Origin of the sequence: Microcoleus sp. B13-B6 (genome assembly GCF_036705405.1) — a bacterium.
Taxonomy (GTDB): Bacteria; Cyanobacteriota; Cyanobacteriia; order Cyanobacteriales; family Microcoleaceae; genus Microcoleus.
Map to the genome: position 1 here is coordinate 57,192 of NZ_JAUBUJ010000038.1, position 13,834 is coordinate 71,025.

At 46.4% G+C, this 13,834-nt stretch carries 14 protein-coding genes and 1 tRNA gene; 5 read left to right on the forward strand and 10 right to left on the reverse strand.

Translation table 11 applies throughout. The annotated features are described in order from the left end of the window. Positions 1-13 precede the first annotated feature (13 nt). From QUB35_RS18435 to QUB35_RS18450, 4 genes are all read left to right on the forward strand, one after another. Complete coding sequence (locus tag QUB35_RS18435; protein WP_333143228.1) at positions 14-1,822, forward strand: tetratricopeptide repeat protein; 1,809 nt, start codon at positions 14-16, stop codon at positions 1,820-1,822. 100 nt (positions 1,823-1,922) lie between these two features. Continuing rightward, complete coding sequence (locus QUB35_RS18440) at positions 1,923-3,101, forward strand: CHAT domain-containing protein (RefSeq protein WP_333143240.1); 1,179 nt, start codon at positions 1,923-1,925, stop codon at positions 3,099-3,101. Between the two features lie 251 nt (positions 3,102-3,352). After that, the gene (locus tag QUB35_RS18445; RefSeq protein WP_333143229.1) at positions 3,353-3,724 is read left to right on the forward strand and encodes a hypothetical protein; all 372 of its coding nucleotides are present in this window, start codon (positions 3,353-3,355) and stop codon (positions 3,722-3,724) included. Next, on the forward strand, positions 3,711-5,267 hold the full coding sequence (locus tag QUB35_RS18450; RefSeq protein WP_333143230.1) for a hypothetical protein: 1,557 nt from the start codon (positions 3,711-3,713) through the stop codon (positions 5,265-5,267). The genes QUB35_RS18445 and QUB35_RS18450 overlap by 14 nt, the downstream gene beginning before the upstream one ends. Positions 5,268-5,314: 47 nt before the next feature. Here QUB35_RS18450 and moeB read toward each other — a convergent pair whose 3' ends face one another. The 9 genes from moeB to QUB35_RS18495 form a co-directional block, all read right to left on the reverse strand. Further along, the gene (moeB, locus tag QUB35_RS18455) at positions 5,315-6,475 is read right to left on the reverse strand and encodes a molybdopterin-synthase adenylyltransferase MoeB (RefSeq protein ID WP_333143231.1); all 1,161 of its coding nucleotides are present in this window, start codon (positions 6,473-6,475) and stop codon (positions 5,315-5,317) included. A 79-nt stretch (positions 6,476-6,554) separates the two neighbouring features. Continuing rightward, entirely contained in the window at positions 6,555-7,034 is a 480-nt protein-coding gene (locus QUB35_RS18460; protein WP_333143232.1) for a M67 family metallopeptidase, read from the reverse strand. Between the two features lie 101 nt (positions 7,035-7,135). Then, entirely contained in the window at positions 7,136-7,744 is a 609-nt protein-coding gene (locus QUB35_RS18465) for a Uma2 family endonuclease (protein ID WP_333143233.1), read from the reverse strand. A 181-nt stretch (positions 7,745-7,925) separates the two neighbouring features. Continuing rightward, on the reverse strand, positions 7,926-8,153 hold the full coding sequence (locus tag QUB35_RS18470; protein WP_333143234.1) for a ferredoxin family protein: 228 nt from the start codon (positions 8,151-8,153) through the stop codon (positions 7,926-7,928). 144 nt (positions 8,154-8,297) lie between these two features. After that, the gene (locus tag QUB35_RS18475) at positions 8,298-9,533 is read right to left on the reverse strand and encodes an ATP phosphoribosyltransferase regulatory subunit (RefSeq protein ID WP_333143235.1); all 1,236 of its coding nucleotides are present in this window, start codon (positions 9,531-9,533) and stop codon (positions 8,298-8,300) included. A 734-nt stretch (positions 9,534-10,267) separates the two neighbouring features. Then, the gene (locus QUB35_RS18480; RefSeq protein ID WP_333143236.1) at positions 10,268-11,197 is read right to left on the reverse strand and encodes a DnaJ domain-containing protein; all 930 of its coding nucleotides are present in this window, start codon (positions 11,195-11,197) and stop codon (positions 10,268-10,270) included. Between the two features lie 102 nt (positions 11,198-11,299). Then, on the reverse strand, positions 11,300-12,115 hold the full coding sequence (locus QUB35_RS18485) for an inositol monophosphatase family protein (protein ID WP_333143237.1): 816 nt from the start codon (positions 12,113-12,115) through the stop codon (positions 11,300-11,302). Between the two features lie 233 nt (positions 12,116-12,348). Next, positions 12,349-12,864: a thermonuclease family protein gene (locus tag QUB35_RS18490; protein WP_333143238.1), complete on the reverse strand. Its 516-nt coding sequence runs from the start codon at positions 12,862-12,864 to the stop codon at positions 12,349-12,351. Positions 12,865-12,898: 34 nt separating this feature from the next. After that, positions 12,899-13,267 carry a 2Fe-2S iron-sulfur cluster-binding protein gene (locus tag QUB35_RS18495; RefSeq protein ID WP_190743866.1) on the reverse strand — a complete coding sequence of 123 codons (369 nt, stop codon included), beginning with the start codon at positions 13,265-13,267 and terminating at the stop codon, positions 12,899-12,901. Positions 13,268-13,481: 214 nt separating this feature from the next. On the opposite strand from QUB35_RS18495, the gene QUB35_RS18500 reads away from it, so the two are divergent. After that, a tRNA-Ser gene (locus tag QUB35_RS18500) sits at positions 13,482-13,566 on the forward strand. On the opposite strand, the gene QUB35_RS18505 is transcribed toward QUB35_RS18500, so the two are convergent. Further along, the gene (locus QUB35_RS18505; protein WP_333143239.1) at positions 13,567-13,716 is read right to left on the reverse strand and encodes a hypothetical protein; all 150 of its coding nucleotides are present in this window, start codon (positions 13,714-13,716) and stop codon (positions 13,567-13,569) included. It abuts the tRNA gene before it with no gap. Between the last annotated feature and the right edge of the window lie 118 nt (positions 13,717-13,834).

Consider the following 13,834-nt stretch of genomic DNA (forward strand, 5'->3'; position numbering starts at 1 on the left):
CATGGGTAGTGCAATGAAAAGCAAAAAACAAACCTATTTCGACCTGATCGAATCCCTGATCAACTCCCCAAGGGACGAACAAATCGCTATCCTGCAAAACAATCTCGAACTAATCGACGATAACTTCACCTCAGTTTTGCGCGATTGGGCTACTCAAACTCTGGCAGAAATGGAGTTTCGCCAAGCTACAAACATTACTATTAATATTCTTAACTTCAGTGACTTGATTCAAGAGTTTCCGCTGGGAAGCAAAAGCAGCAATATGGAAATTGCCATTGCAGGCTACGAGGTGGGGCTGCAAATTTTTAAGCGAAATTTTTCGGCCGAATTTTGGGCAGCTATTCAAAATAATCTGGCAAATGCTTACAGTGACAGAATCAAAGGAGAACCGGGTGAGAATATCGAAAAGGCGATCGCATTTTATGAAGCAGCCTTAGAAATTTACACCCGCCCTGCTTTCCCGGAACAATGGGCGATGATTCAAAATAATTTGGCAACTGCTTACAGTAACAGAATTAAAGGAGAACGGGGTGAGAATATCGAACAGGCGATTGCATTTTATGAAGCAGCTAGTGAAGTTCGTACCCGCCATGCTTCCCCGGAACAATGGGCTGGTACTCAAATTTGTTTGGGAGTTGCTTACAGTTACAGGATCAAAGGAGAACGGGGTAAGAATATCGAAAAGACGATCGCATATTATGAAGCAGCTAGTGAAGTTTACACCCGCAAAGCTTTCCCGCAACAATGGGCGATGACTCAAAATAATTTGGCCAATGCTTACAGTGACGGAATCAAAGGAGAACGGGGTGAGAATATCGAAAAGGCGATCACATTTTATGAAGCTGCTTTACAAGTTTACACCCGCGATGCTTTTTCCCAACAATGGGCGATGACTCAACATAATTTGGCAAGTGCTTACAGTGAGAGAATCAAAGGAGAACGGGGTGAGAATATCGAAAGGGCGATCGCATTTTATGAAGCAGCTTTACAAGTTTACACCCGCGCAGCTTTTCCGGAACAATGGGCGATGACTCAAAATAATTTGGCAATTGCTTACAGTGACAGAATCAAAGGAGAACGGGGTGAGAATATAGAAAGGGCGATCCAACTTTTTCAAGCAGCTTTAGAAGTTTATACTCCCACCGCTTTGCCAATTGACTGTCTGCAAACAGGGCGAAATCTAGGCTATTTAGGATTTGCAGAAAGTTTGTGGGAAATAGCCATTTTCGGCTACGAAAAAGCCATCGAAGCAGTCGAACAAAGCCGCGAGTGGATTGCCTCCGAAAACCGCAAACGAGAAATCATCGAAGAGAACCTCAACGTCTACGAAAAAATGATGCAATCCTGCATCAATCACCAACAATATGACAAAGCCCTGCAAACAATCGAACGCAGCAAATCCCGCTACCTAGTCGAACTCTTCACCAACAGCGAAATCTACCCCAAAACAGCCACCGAAACCGAGAAACAGCAACTCCAAAACCTGCGCCGCCAAATCGCCGCCTCCCAACAATTCCTAGAAACAGAAACCCCATCTCCTCCCCCTCTTTCCCCCCCCCGTTGTAGGGGCGGTGCCCCCGTGCCCGCCCTCTCCCTCACAACGCACAACCCAAACCCGCAGCCTCAGCCCCGAATATTTCCAACAACAAAAAGCCAAATTAGAAACAACCTTGCAGCAACTAACACAACTGCTAGAACAAATAAAACAGCGAGAACCAGAATTCTCCCTAACTCAAAAAGTCGAACCCATCGACATCACCAAATTCCAACAAACCTTAGACACCGAAACAGCAATCATAGAATGGTACATCGGCAATTCTAACTCCCTAGAGGGCGGGCACGGGGGCACCGCCCCTACGGGTGGTGTCGCCTTCATCATCACCCGCGACAGCATAAAACCAGTCACATATACCACAACCGAAATAGGCGAATTAGAAACCTGGAAAAACAACTATCTCGACGAATACCGCAACAAAAACACCAACAAAACCTGGCAAAACACCCTATCCCAAAAACTCCAAAAACTCTCAGAAATCCTGCGACTAAACGAGATAATCGCCCACATCCCCCCCAACAGCAAACGACTAATCCTAGTACCCCACCGCTACCTGCACCTATTCCCCCTCCACGCCCTACAATTCACCTCAGAGGGCGGGCACGGGGGCACCGCCCCTACGAGGTACTTGTTAGACTGCTTCCCCGCAGGCGTGAAATACGCCCCCAGCTTGCAACTGCTGCAACTCGTAAAAAATCGCATCACCACCAGAAACTCCCCCCCACCAAATCAGCAACAACTATTCGCCCTCCAGAATCCCACCGAAGACTTATTCAACGCCGACATGGAGGTAGAAACCATCAAAACCAGATTCAATCCGCATCAAATTTTACTCAAAAAACAAGCCACAAAAACCGCCCTCAACGATAACCGAGAAAACCTCTCAAACGCCAACTACCTGCACTTTTCCTGTCACGGCGTATTCGACTTCGACTATCCACTACAATCATCCCTAGTCTTAGCCGATTCCCTGGAACCATTACCCCCCAAATCCGTAGGGGCGGTGCCCCCGTGCCCGCCCGAACCCCCGCCCCCAGAGTCAAATCAGCCCGATGAAAAACAGCGCTATGTCACCCTACGCAGCGGCAGAAAAGCCATCCCAGAAAAATGCCTCACCCTGCGAGAAATCTTTGCCGATTTGCAGTTACCGCAGTGCAGTCTCGTGACACTTTCCGCCTGCGAAACCGGGCTAACCACCTCAACCGCAATGACGGATGAATACATTGGTTTACCCAGCGGTTTTTTGTATGCGGGTAGCATGAATGTTGTCAGCAGTCTGTGGGCTGTCGATGATTTTGCCACAGCAATTTTGATGATTAAATTTTATCAGGAATTGCCCGATGCAGATTCAGTAGCCCTCGCTTTGAATGCGGCGCAAAACTGGATGCGCGGGGTGAGTATGGAGGATTTTCGAGTTTGGGTAGGATTGTTAAATTTAGATGAAAAATCGAGCGAAAGTGTGGAATTATGGTTAGTGTGTTCGAGTGAGAAACAGCCGTTCCGCGACCCGAAATATTGGGCGGCTTTCTGTGCGACGGGATATTAAGTTAGGTGTAAAAACATAATCTTGTAGGGGCGGGTTCGCCAACCATATATAACGATAACCAACCATCTAAATAAACCCGCCCCACCCCACAGACAACCTGCACCAACCCAAAATTTGCATCAAATGTTAAAATGTAAATTGTAATTGTTCGTTGGGTTGGGGCGGGTTTTCGAGATTGTTTGTTTCAGGCCATTATGGTTGGTGAACCCGCCCCTACGAATCTATTGTGTTTAATTACCGGAGGAATTACTATGGAACCTGACAAAATTATCAATGCTTTTCTCCAATGGCTGCACGAAAATCAGAGTATTTTCCGGCCGACAGCATGGCAAGATTTACCAGAATTAAAAACAGAAATGGGAGAATTCGCAGACGATCAATTGTTTCCTATTGCTATGGCTATCAGCAAGTGGTGCGCCCGTCATCAATTGGGAGAGGAATTAAAAATTGCTGCCGCCAAAAACAAAAAAGATTTCGACGATGCGGGCGAACCCACCCCAAGTACAACACCGCCGCTAACCAATATCACTCAGACTCTGCGTACAAGCATTGAAGATAGCTACAAAAAACTTCAAGAAATCGCAGCAAATAATCAATCAGATACCAGCAATGACTCCAACTAGCAAAATCTATGCCCCCAACGTCTATTTATTTGCCTTTCACCTCTGCCAAGCCATAGAATCAGAGTCAAATTCCCCTGTGGAATCCGCCAGTTTGTGGCAGAAGTGCGATGATATTTTGCAAACTAAATTAGCAGTCAGTACAAAATTTAATGACAGCTATTTCCACAAAAAAGAGGAACCTGTCGGCTTCCGAGTCAACCTGATTAATAAACAACGTGTTGGCAACCGCAATTCTCTACCCTTTGATAAGGAGATTTCGGTTGAAAATCAGCAAATTCCTGTCAAAGGCTTTGCCCAACCGCTGCGAATTGATGACAGCTATGCCCTGGGTTTAAAAATTTTTGTTCCTGAAAAAGTTAACAGCATTAAAACACCTCCTGTCGATGTTAGCATCTTCAAGGAATTTAATCGCGATAACTGCTTGCTGCCGGATTTCGTGGAGAGTTATTTCGGGCAAACTCTGCTGCTTACAGCTTGGCTGAGTGTCGAACAAAATCAGGCGGCGCGGGCAGATTCCCAGTTTCTCCAAGCTTTAGGCAAACAGTGCCTGGAAAAGTTGATTGCCGGTCAAAATATGCCGGATTTTTACCGTCAAGGCGAGTTATTCGGCAGTCCGATTTTGGAGTATGGTAATCCGAGTCAGCCCGATAGTTACTGTCACGTTATTATCTGGTTTTTTAACAGCCCGACAACTGATGAAATCTGGGATGAGACGCGGTACAGCGATTTTATGGATTTGTTTTTGTACCGAAATAAGATTCTTCGCGCTTATCACGACAGCCGCAAGCTTTACGCCGTGACTCGCGAGGAATACAAGCAAATTGAACTGGATATTGACAAGACTTTTAAGTATTTGCAGCGAGATAAAGCTCAGCAGAAGCAATCGAAAGGTGCGGGTTTAAAGGAGGAGGAATTACAATATCTGGAAACTCAGATGATTGAGATGCCGCCTCGGGCTGTGAAGTATGCCCGAATGCTGATTGATTTGGAGTTTCGCCAAAATACGATCGCAATTAACGCCCAAAATTACCAGGATAAATTAAATCAAATAAGTCTTGACATCAAAGCAGCTAAAAAGTACAATGATAGTGATGCCAATTTAAGTTTCCTCGAAACATTCAGCAAAGAAACTTGCCCGCAGTTTCAAAGGCAGATTCAAGCAGATTTAGGCTATTTCAAACACGGTTCCGGCTTGCTAGACCAAGCAACCGAGGCAATTAGAGCTATTGTGGCGATCGAAGAAGCTTATCGGGATGCCAAACTAGAGGTCACGATTCAAGCTGTCGGCTTTGGTTTGGGAGTAGCCGGGGTGGTGGCTGGAAGTGCTCCTTATTTAATTAAACAAGACCCTCCGAATCAAATTGTTGCTTTGCCTTTGCCTTTCCTGAAGGGGGGAATTAATTCTTTTGCGTTGGTATTGTTGATTAGTATCGGTGCGGGGGTAGTGGTTTGGGGTGTGGTTATGTTGAGTGCCAATTCCAAGAATCTACTAGGTAAGTTCAAGAATCTACTAACTAGAAATAAACAGTTCCCGCCGTCATAATCGCCGTTCTGGGCGGGCAAATCGCCCGCCCCAGAAAAAGATTAGCCTTAATATTGAGGTACAGACGGGTCTACTTCTTCACTCCAAGCAGTAATTCCGCCCTTAACATTAATCCCCTCAATTCCAGCTTCCTTCAAAATCCCCAAAGCCTTCGCAGAACGCCCGCCCATTTTGCAGTGTGCAATCAAGCGGTGGCCGTTCACCAATTCCTTGACCTTAGCGACACCTGCGCCCTGTTCGATATCCGGCAAAGGAACCAAAACCGACCCAGGAATTTGACAAATTTGATACTCATTGGGATTCCGAACATCCAACAAGACAAAATCCTTCGCACCGCTGTCGATTAACTCCTTAAGTTCTTTGACAGTCATCTCAGGAATTTGCGGTTGCTCTGCTGGTACTTTACTAAAGCCGCAGAATTCTTCGTAATCGATTAACTTTTCAATTACCGGGCGCACTGGATTCGGCCGCAATTTCAATTGCCGGAATGTCATATCTAAGGCATTGTAAAGCAACAATCGGCCGCTCAAAGTAGTGCCTTGACCCAAGATAATTTTGATAGCTTCCGTTGCTTGAATGCAGCCAACTACTCCAGGCAATACGCCTAAAACGCCGCCTTCTGCACAAGAAGGAACCATGCCAGGAGGCGGGGGTTCCGGGTACAAATCGCGGTAATTCGGGCCGCCTTCGTAGTTGAAAACTGTTGCTTGTCCTTCAAATCGGAAGATGGAACCGTAGACGTTGGGCTTGTTTAAAAGCACGCAAACGTCGTTCATCAAATAGCGAGTCGGGAAATTGTCCGTACCGTCGATAATGATATCGTAAGGAGTCGCAATGTCGATCGCATTTTCCGAACTAACGCGAGTTTCGTACAAATCAACTTGACAAAAAGGATTAATTTCTAAAATCCGATTTTTAGCCGACTCAATCTTCGGTTTCCCAACCCAAGAAGTGCCGTGAATTACTTGCCGCTGCAAATTAGAATGGTCTACAACATCAAAGTCTACAATCCCAATGCGGCCAACACCGGCGGCTGCTAAATACAGCAGCAGCGGCGAACCGAGGCCTCCCGTACCGATGCAGAGCACACTGGCAGCTTTGAGACGCTTCTGCCCATCCAATCCCACTTCTGGCAGGATCAGGTGGCGAGAGTAGCGTTCGTATTCTTGTTTGTTGAGCTGGATCTCCTCCAGATTAGGATTTAGCATGATATTGTGTGTAGCGCAGATTTTGAATTACATCCTATCTGAATCTTTCGCATTTTTACCTGTTTGTTATTTTTACTAATTATTTCTTAATCTCAGTCGCTTCCTGTGCGAGAATTTCCTCTGCTTGAAAGTTCCCCTCTCCGTCAAGACTCCAACTGCGGATGTCTTCCCAACAGCCTTGTCGGACGGACACAATGATATAAGAGTATTGGGCCCAGGCCAATGTCCGATCGCACTCTGAGGGCACTGCGGGAGAATCCGTGTGAGAATGATATATACCGATAATATCCAGACTGCGATCGCGCCCATGTTTCATCGCCCGCAACATATCTTCGGGCTTAATAGCATATCTGCGTCGTTCTGTCAATCCCTTTTCTTCAGGCCAATTCTCCTGGGCCTGTGCACTCCAAGCATTCTCAGTCGGCCAAACTTCCACTAAAGTTTTAACATCGCCACTAACTCGACCGAGCAACAAACCGCAGCATTCTTCAGGATAAGCGCTTTCGGCGTGGGTACGCATGGATAAAATGTGAGAGTCGGAAAGTGCGATCGGCTGCATGAGATTTTATTGTAGATTTTATTGTAAAGTGCGATGGGCTTTTTTTAAATTGTGGAACAGGCATCTTGCCTGTTCAATACTGGCTTTTCTGGAGATGTCTATTAATTTGAGGTTGGTGTAGCTGTTTGCAAAACAGTTCTATAAGCAATAACAGCTTCAGTTTGGTTAACATATCCTACATATTGACTCAATACAGAAAAGTCTAACTCAGGCAAAAATTCACTGCTGGAAATTAACTCATAACCCGACTCCCGCAAGTGGTAAATAGAAAATTGATCGTTAGCCCAAAACCAGACTTCAGGAACTTGCAAACCGCGATACACTTCTAGTTTGTCAACTCCACCGCTACTTAGAGCAATTTCGATCGCAATATCAGGGATTTCTGCAAGTGTACCCAAGCAGTAACACTCATCTGGTTCCGCACCCCGTCTCACAGCTTCGCGGCGAAATGTAGCACTACCGTAACCGTTGAGATTAATTAGCCTTTCAACTGCATAGGTTTCTATCAACCGGGCAATAATTGTTTTAAGCCTTTCATGTTCTGGCGAAGTCGTCATAATAATTTCTAACGTTCCTTCCAAGTACGTCATCCTGGGGAATTCATCGACAAACATATCAGAAAGTTGCTCGTATTGCTCCCAAGTCACATCATATAGAATTATGCGCTGTTCAGTCGCTGGAGCGAGAGTTTTTGGATCTAAAAGTAGCATAATTAATTACCTGCACTTAAGATATCTCAACGTTAGATTTTTTCCTTCTTTCTCAACTTCTTCTCTGTGTCCTCTGCGGCCTCTGCGGTTCGTTAAAAAAGTTCCTATATAAATTTAACGAACCGCGAAGACGCTTATGACACAAAGGAAGAGAAGAGAAGGGGAAAAACAGTTAATTCAATCAAGTCGGAGTTTGCTGCAACTGGGGCCGCTCATCTGGAACGATCGCACCTTCGACAGGACACACCTGCAAACAAATACCGCAGTCAATACAGGTATCAAAATCAATCCAAAACCAATCAGTACCCTTGACATTTTTGCCAGGGCCAGGGTGAATGCAAGCAACCGGACAAGCGCCGACGCAATCAGCAATTCCCTCGCAAATATTCGTAACAATAGTGTGTGCCATAGTGCTCTCTCAAAAGATTTTAGGTTGATAGGGAATTAGCAATTAGCAATTGGCAAAACCTGATCTCAATCAGCAGGATACATAATATCATATCGGGTGATTTTTAGCCAATTACCAACTACCAATTACCAATTACCAATTAGGCTAATTTACCGTTTCAATTGTTGGCAATCCTTCGGCATTTACCCAAGCAATTTGAGCAATTCGTCGATCGCGCGCGTATTCCCGCGCCGACTCTGCTGTCTCCCGACTCTCCAAATCTATTTCTACCCGAACTAGGTGAGTAGAGTCTCGGAGTTTGCGAGCGTAAGCAAACGCGGCGGCACTAGCTTCAGGAGTTTGAGCCACAACCAACCAGTCGCTAGCTGGCGTCTCCGTGGGCAACTGCCCCTCTGTCAGCAAAACTTGGTGCAAATCTTCAATATTCAGACAAAACCCGATGCCGGGGGAATTTTGCCCTTGGGGGTCGAACAGTCCCAACAGTTGGTCGTAGCGTCCTCCTTGTCCTAAAACTCGCTGTCCTGTCTTGCTGCTGCTGACAACTTCAAACACAATTCCAGTGTAGTAGTCAAATGTTTGAATTAAACTCAAATCGAGGTGAATGTGGGATTTTAGATTGGGAATTTTTGACTGGCATTGGTGCAGCAATTCGATCGCCGATTTGAGATTATTTAACGCGGCTTGCTGCGGCAAATCTAAATCCAGCTTGGCAACAATTGGCAACACCTCTTCAGGTCGGCCGCGCAAGTCAAATAACAGCAGAGCTCTTTCTCGCAATTCGGTTGACAGTGGCAAAGTTTCCAAGGCAATTCGATCGAGATTTGCGATCGCCCCCCGAACTTTTTGGCGCACGTTTGGCGGAAACGCTTCTAGCAATGTTGCAGTCAAACCCGCTTCTCCCAAAACCAAATGCCAGTCATCTATTTCCAAGCTCTGCAAGCACTCAGACAGCAGCAGAAGCACTTCCGCATCCGCAACCGCCCCCCCCGCGCCGAGCAGTTCTACCCCAGCTTGATAGAACTCCTGTTGCCCGCCTGAGCCAGTATCTGGGCCTTTGCGGAACACGTTAGCGTTGTAGTAGAGGCGCTGAGGCTGCCAGCGAGTCCCCGCCATCCGCATTGCAGCCGCGCGGGCGATGGATGCTGTCAATTCCGGCCGCAAACCAAGTTCTCCATCCTCGGCGTCTTGCAGTTGAATTAAGGTCGATCGGTCGATCGCGCCCCCAGCCATCAATGTCTCCAGCCTTTCTAGAGTAGAGGTAATAATCCGGTGATAGCCCCAGCGGTGAAAAACCTGCTGTAAGCGCCGTTCGATCGAAATTTTTTGAGCAACGTCAAGGGGCAATAAATCTCTTGCACCGGATGGGGGTTGGTGAACCATATCAATTTTAGATTTTAGACTTTAGATTTTAGATTGGGCTTAGAAGCTTAGCTTTATGGACGGTGTTAAAGTCGAAGGAGGCCAGCTTAACATTCGACTTTAACAAATTAACTACCAGCCGGGAAGTCCCTCGTTATATTTAGAGGGGATTAATCTGAGCGCTGCGCGAATTACCCCGTTGGGAATTACCGAGCGTGATGGAAAGAAGCGTCGGATGTCGCGGACGGAAGCCGACAATTATTTCTTTATACCCATTGATAGTCTGGAAATACTCTGGTACTGTGTTAGTAAGTGGGGGTGGAACTACCTCACTATAAAAAGCCTTTGCAAAAAAGGAAATACGAAGCCTGCGTACTAACGGTACTCCGTTGAACGCCTGGTTTGTTCACGGTGTCATCTCAATTTTAGATTTGAGATTTTAGATTTTAGATTGGCCTTAGAAGCTTAGCTTTAGGGGACGGTGTTAAAGTCGAAGGAGGCAAGCTTAATCTTCAACTTTAACAAATTAAGGCGTGATAGCGTTTTCGTTTGCATCGCAATTATCATTTTCCCCGTCAGTGCGATCGTCCCGTTCTTTCTGGAGCATCCGCGGTCGCGGGACGATCGCACTGATGGTATAATTCCGATGTCACCGGCGTTGATATCACCAAGTCTTGATTTTTTTGAGCTACCTCACTCCACTGCTGAGCAGTTCACCCGTTTCTAAATATTCAAGACTCACAACTCACAACTTCTCACTTCTTCTTACCGCCAAACAAACTTGCAAAAAATCCTGGTTTCTCGTCACCTTTTTTGGCTTTTGCTGCAGCTTGTTCCAGCTTTTTCTTAACCTCCAAAGCCGTTGGTTCTTCAGGATTTGATGCCAAAGCTTTGTTCATCTCAAGTTTCGCCATTGTGGCTTGATTTTGTTCAAGGTAACACATTGCTGACAAAGCGTGGGTCTTGCTGTGTTTCGGATCGCGCTTCAGGCCTTCTTTCAACTCTAAAATTGCTTTGGCGTAACTTTTGCTGTCCATGAATCCTTGAGCTCGGCGGCAATAGGCTTCGGCCGGCGAGTCTTTTGCCGCAGTTGTGGTTGTGGTTGTGGTTGGGGTTGGAGTTGGAGTTGGAGTTGGGGTTGGGGTTGCATCTTTTATTGGGGTTCCATCTTTTATGGATGAACCGGGTGCAACCGCACCACCACCCATGCGCTCTTTTCGCAGCAGGTAAACCATGTTGAGTTCGCTAATTTGATCGATCGCCTCTTGCGTTTCCTTAACTGATTCGTACTGCTTGAGAGCGAGTTTGCTAACTGCTGTTTTGTAAGCTTCTTCCCAATTTTGAGCGGTAGCTAACTGTTTGGCTGCTGCGCTTTCAATTTGCATTTTTGCCTGTTCTTTAACGACGCGCTTGGCGATGGCTGCTAAGAGTAGCGTGTATTCTTTGCGATCGCTTTCCTTGGAAAATTTGTTGTAAGCCGGATTGACTACTTTTGACAAAAATTGGTTAGCCCAATCTTTATCGGCTTGGCTTTCAAAAGAGCAAGTATCCGAATGCAACCGGCGGGCGATTTTCATGTAGCGCTTGCGGATGTCGTTAAACTCGGCGTCTAAGGGAATTCCCAAAATTGCGTGCTGATCTGTAAAGTCGTACTTGAACAGCCCTTTTGTCATTTCAAAAGACATAACTTTTACTCTTCCTTTCCTGGCTTTTCACTATTCTTTAATGTAGCTTGAGTCAAGGGGTTCTGACCCCCGTACTACCCCCGATCTCTTGCTGCGGGTAGATTACCCCCAGGAAGATAACGGAGGAACTGCTAGCAGTGCGCCACTGAGTTCGGCGTGTATTTTGCCGTTTGTGGCCAAAATCCGACCCGAGTTCATCTCAAAGGCACTGCCGTCATAAGCTGTAATTTGACCTCCGGCTTCGGAGACTATGACTACACCTGCTGCTACGTCCCAAGGGGCGAGTCCCCGTTCCCAGTATCCGTCCGATCGCCCCATCGCGAGGTGTGCGAGGTCTAGGGATGCGGAACCGCTGCGCCGCACGCCTTGGGTGAGGTGGGTGAGGTGACAGAATTCGGCATAATTATTGTCTGCTGTTTCGCGCCGATCGTATGCAAAGCCAGTGACTAGCAAGCTGGTTCTCAATTCTGAGATTTGGGAAACTTCGATCGGCGATCGGTTGCAGGTTGCTCCCAATCCTTTGCCTGCCCGAAACAATTCATTATGAAAGGGGTCGTAAATTACTCCAATTTGTGGTATACCGTCGATTAAAAGTCCGATCGACACGGCCCAAAAAGGATATTGGTGAGCATAATTTGTTGTGCCGTCCAAAGGGTCGATCGCCCACAGGTATTTGCTGCTAGCATCCCCTAATTTGCCGGATTCTTCGGCGAGGATGGCGTGGTCGGGTACGTGGCGGCCCAGAATTTCTAAGATGACGACTTCTGAGGCTTTGTCGGCTTCTGTGACTAAATCGCCCGATCGGCCTTTTTCTTGAATTTTTTCTAATTTTCCGCAGAAAGATTGCAGGACGGAACCGGCGGCTAGGGCTGCTTCGGTGGCTATTTCTAAGAAGTTTTGCAGTTGATTGTCAGTCATTTGTTAGTTGTTAGTTGTCAGTTGTCAGTTGTCAGTTGTCAGTTGTTAGTTGTTAGTTGTCAGTTGTCAGTTGTCAACAATTCCCAACTGACCGAAAGCATCCACGATACCCGCCACGTGATTCATCCGTCCAGAAATAAAAACCTGTACCCGATGAAACTTGCCGAACGTATTTATCGGTGGGGTCAATGCTTCAATCTAAAATCTAAAATCTAAAATCTAAAATCGATTGACTATTTCCGATTTTGCTGGCGGAATTCTGCAGGAGTTTGGCGCAAAGCTCGTTCTGGATTCCACAGGCCTTTACCCATGAGTCTCGCCCATTCTTGAGCGTTCACGAGTCGCTGCTGGTATTTGGTGTTGGGCGATCGCGCTGAGGCCAGGGCATAACCTTCTTTGACTAGCAGTTCGTTGAGCAAAATTTTATCTTGCCACAAGTAGGCTAGTTTGCGATCGAACCGATCTTTCTCTTCGATGTCTGATTCTAACAATACCTGTTTTCCCCCAGTTAGCTGTTCTAGTCTTTGTTTGGCTGCTTCTCCCCAAGGCTGCTGTTTTAAATCCGGCGCATCAATACCAATCAGCCTGATTTGTTCTAATAAGGCTATTTTGTCGGCTGTACTGATAACTTCGATTGTTTGGCCGCTGATGGCCCTTTCTACTTTGGCGATCGTACCTTGGGGCATTTCGGGTTTTTGGCAGCTAGCTAACAACAGACAAAGGGCGATCGCACATAATCGATAAAGCATGGATAATTGGTAGTTGATAATTTATCAAATTGCCTTATTCTTCATCCAACGGCAAACCGGCTCTAACTTTTCCTTTGCCGAAGTAACGACCGAATTGCAGTTCGTACACTTCGTCTTCGTCTTGCGTCTCTACCTCGATGTTGGAACGGGGATAGCTGACGCACAGCAGGGCATAACCTTCTTTTTGCAGTTCCACCGAAAGCCCCATTGCTTCTGGCTGGTGCAGTTCTCCCGACTTGACGCGCACCGCACAGGCGGTACAAGCGCCGTTGCGGCAGGAAAATGGCAATTCTACTCCTTGGTTTTCGGCGCTTTGCAGGATGTAGCGGTCTTCGGGTACTCGCACGGTGTGGCGATCGCCTGTCTGTCTGTTATGAATTTTAATTGTGTAAGAGTGAGTCATGGAATTTTAGATTTTAGATTTTAGATTTTAGATTGGGGTTTGGCGGGCAAACTCCTTTAGATGAAGGGGTTTGCGACACAGCTAGGAGAATCCAAGCCCGCTCGTTTGACACCCTACCCACATTAAACAGTAAATTTATGCCGTTACCCCTTCCCAAATCAGATTTGTTCTGCTAAGATAGTTTAGCTGTGGCTAAATGAATGAATTTAGCCCTGGAGAGGTGGCCGAGCGGTTGAAGGCGCACGCCTGGAAAGTGTGTTTAGGGCAACTTAACGAGGGTTCGAATCCCTCCCTCTCCGTTAAACAAGCTGTTCAGGCAAAAAAACAGCTTGCAACAAAAATCTCTGATGTGAGATAAATACTTTGATTATTAGCGATCGCCCTTGAATTCTTTTAGAAAAATCAAGGGCGATCGCTTTTCTAGGGTCAGATGCCTCTGGCATGGGCATCGGGCATCGGGCATGGGTAATAGTTAGTGGTTACTGGTTAGCGGGACTTAAACATAAAATACGATAAAAATAGGTTATAATGCTTACATAGCAAGCATATAACGTTAAAAAATGACCC

Bases quoted from the DNA above. Each gene is read 5' to 3' on its own strand.
- QUB35_RS18435 (WP_333143228.1), top strand. From the start codon at position 14: ATGAAAAGCAAAAAACAAACCTATTTCGACCTGATCGAATCCCTGATC.
- QUB35_RS18445 (WP_333143229.1), top strand. From the start codon at position 3,353: ATGGAACCTGACAAAATTATCAATGCTTTTCTCCAATGGCTGCACGAA.
- QUB35_RS18450 (WP_333143230.1), top strand. From the start codon at position 3,711: ATGACTCCAACTAGCAAAATCTATGCCCCCAACGTCTATTTATTTGCC.
- moeB (WP_333143231.1), bottom strand. From the start codon at position 6,475: ATGCTAAATCCTAATCTGGAGGAGATCCAGCTCAACAAACAAGAATAC.
- QUB35_RS18460 (WP_333143232.1), bottom strand. From the start codon at position 7,034: ATGCAGCCGATCGCACTTTCCGACTCTCACATTTTATCCATGCGTACC.
- QUB35_RS18465 (WP_333143233.1), bottom strand. From the start codon at position 7,744: ATGCTACTTTTAGATCCAAAAACTCTCGCTCCAGCGACTGAACAGCGC.
- QUB35_RS18470 (WP_333143234.1), bottom strand. From the start codon at position 8,153: ATGGCACACACTATTGTTACGAATATTTGCGAGGGAATTGCTGATTGC.
- QUB35_RS18475 (WP_333143235.1), bottom strand. From the start codon at position 9,533: ATGGTTCACCAACCCCCATCCGGTGCAAGAGATTTATTGCCCCTTGAC.
- QUB35_RS18480 (WP_333143236.1), bottom strand. From the start codon at position 11,197: ATGTCTTTTGAAATGACAAAAGGGCTGTTCAAGTACGACTTTACAGAT.
- QUB35_RS18485 (WP_333143237.1), bottom strand. From the start codon at position 12,115: ATGACTGACAATCAACTGCAAAACTTCTTAGAAATAGCCACCGAAGCA.
- QUB35_RS18490 (WP_333143238.1), bottom strand. From the start codon at position 12,864: ATGCTTTATCGATTATGTGCGATCGCCCTTTGTCTGTTGTTAGCTAGC.
- QUB35_RS18495 (WP_190743866.1), bottom strand. From the start codon at position 13,267: ATGACTCACTCTTACACAATTAAAATTCATAACAGACAGACAGGCGAT.
- QUB35_RS18505 (WP_333143239.1), bottom strand. From the start codon at position 13,716: ATGCCCATGCCAGAGGCATCTGACCCTAGAAAAGCGATCGCCCTTGAT.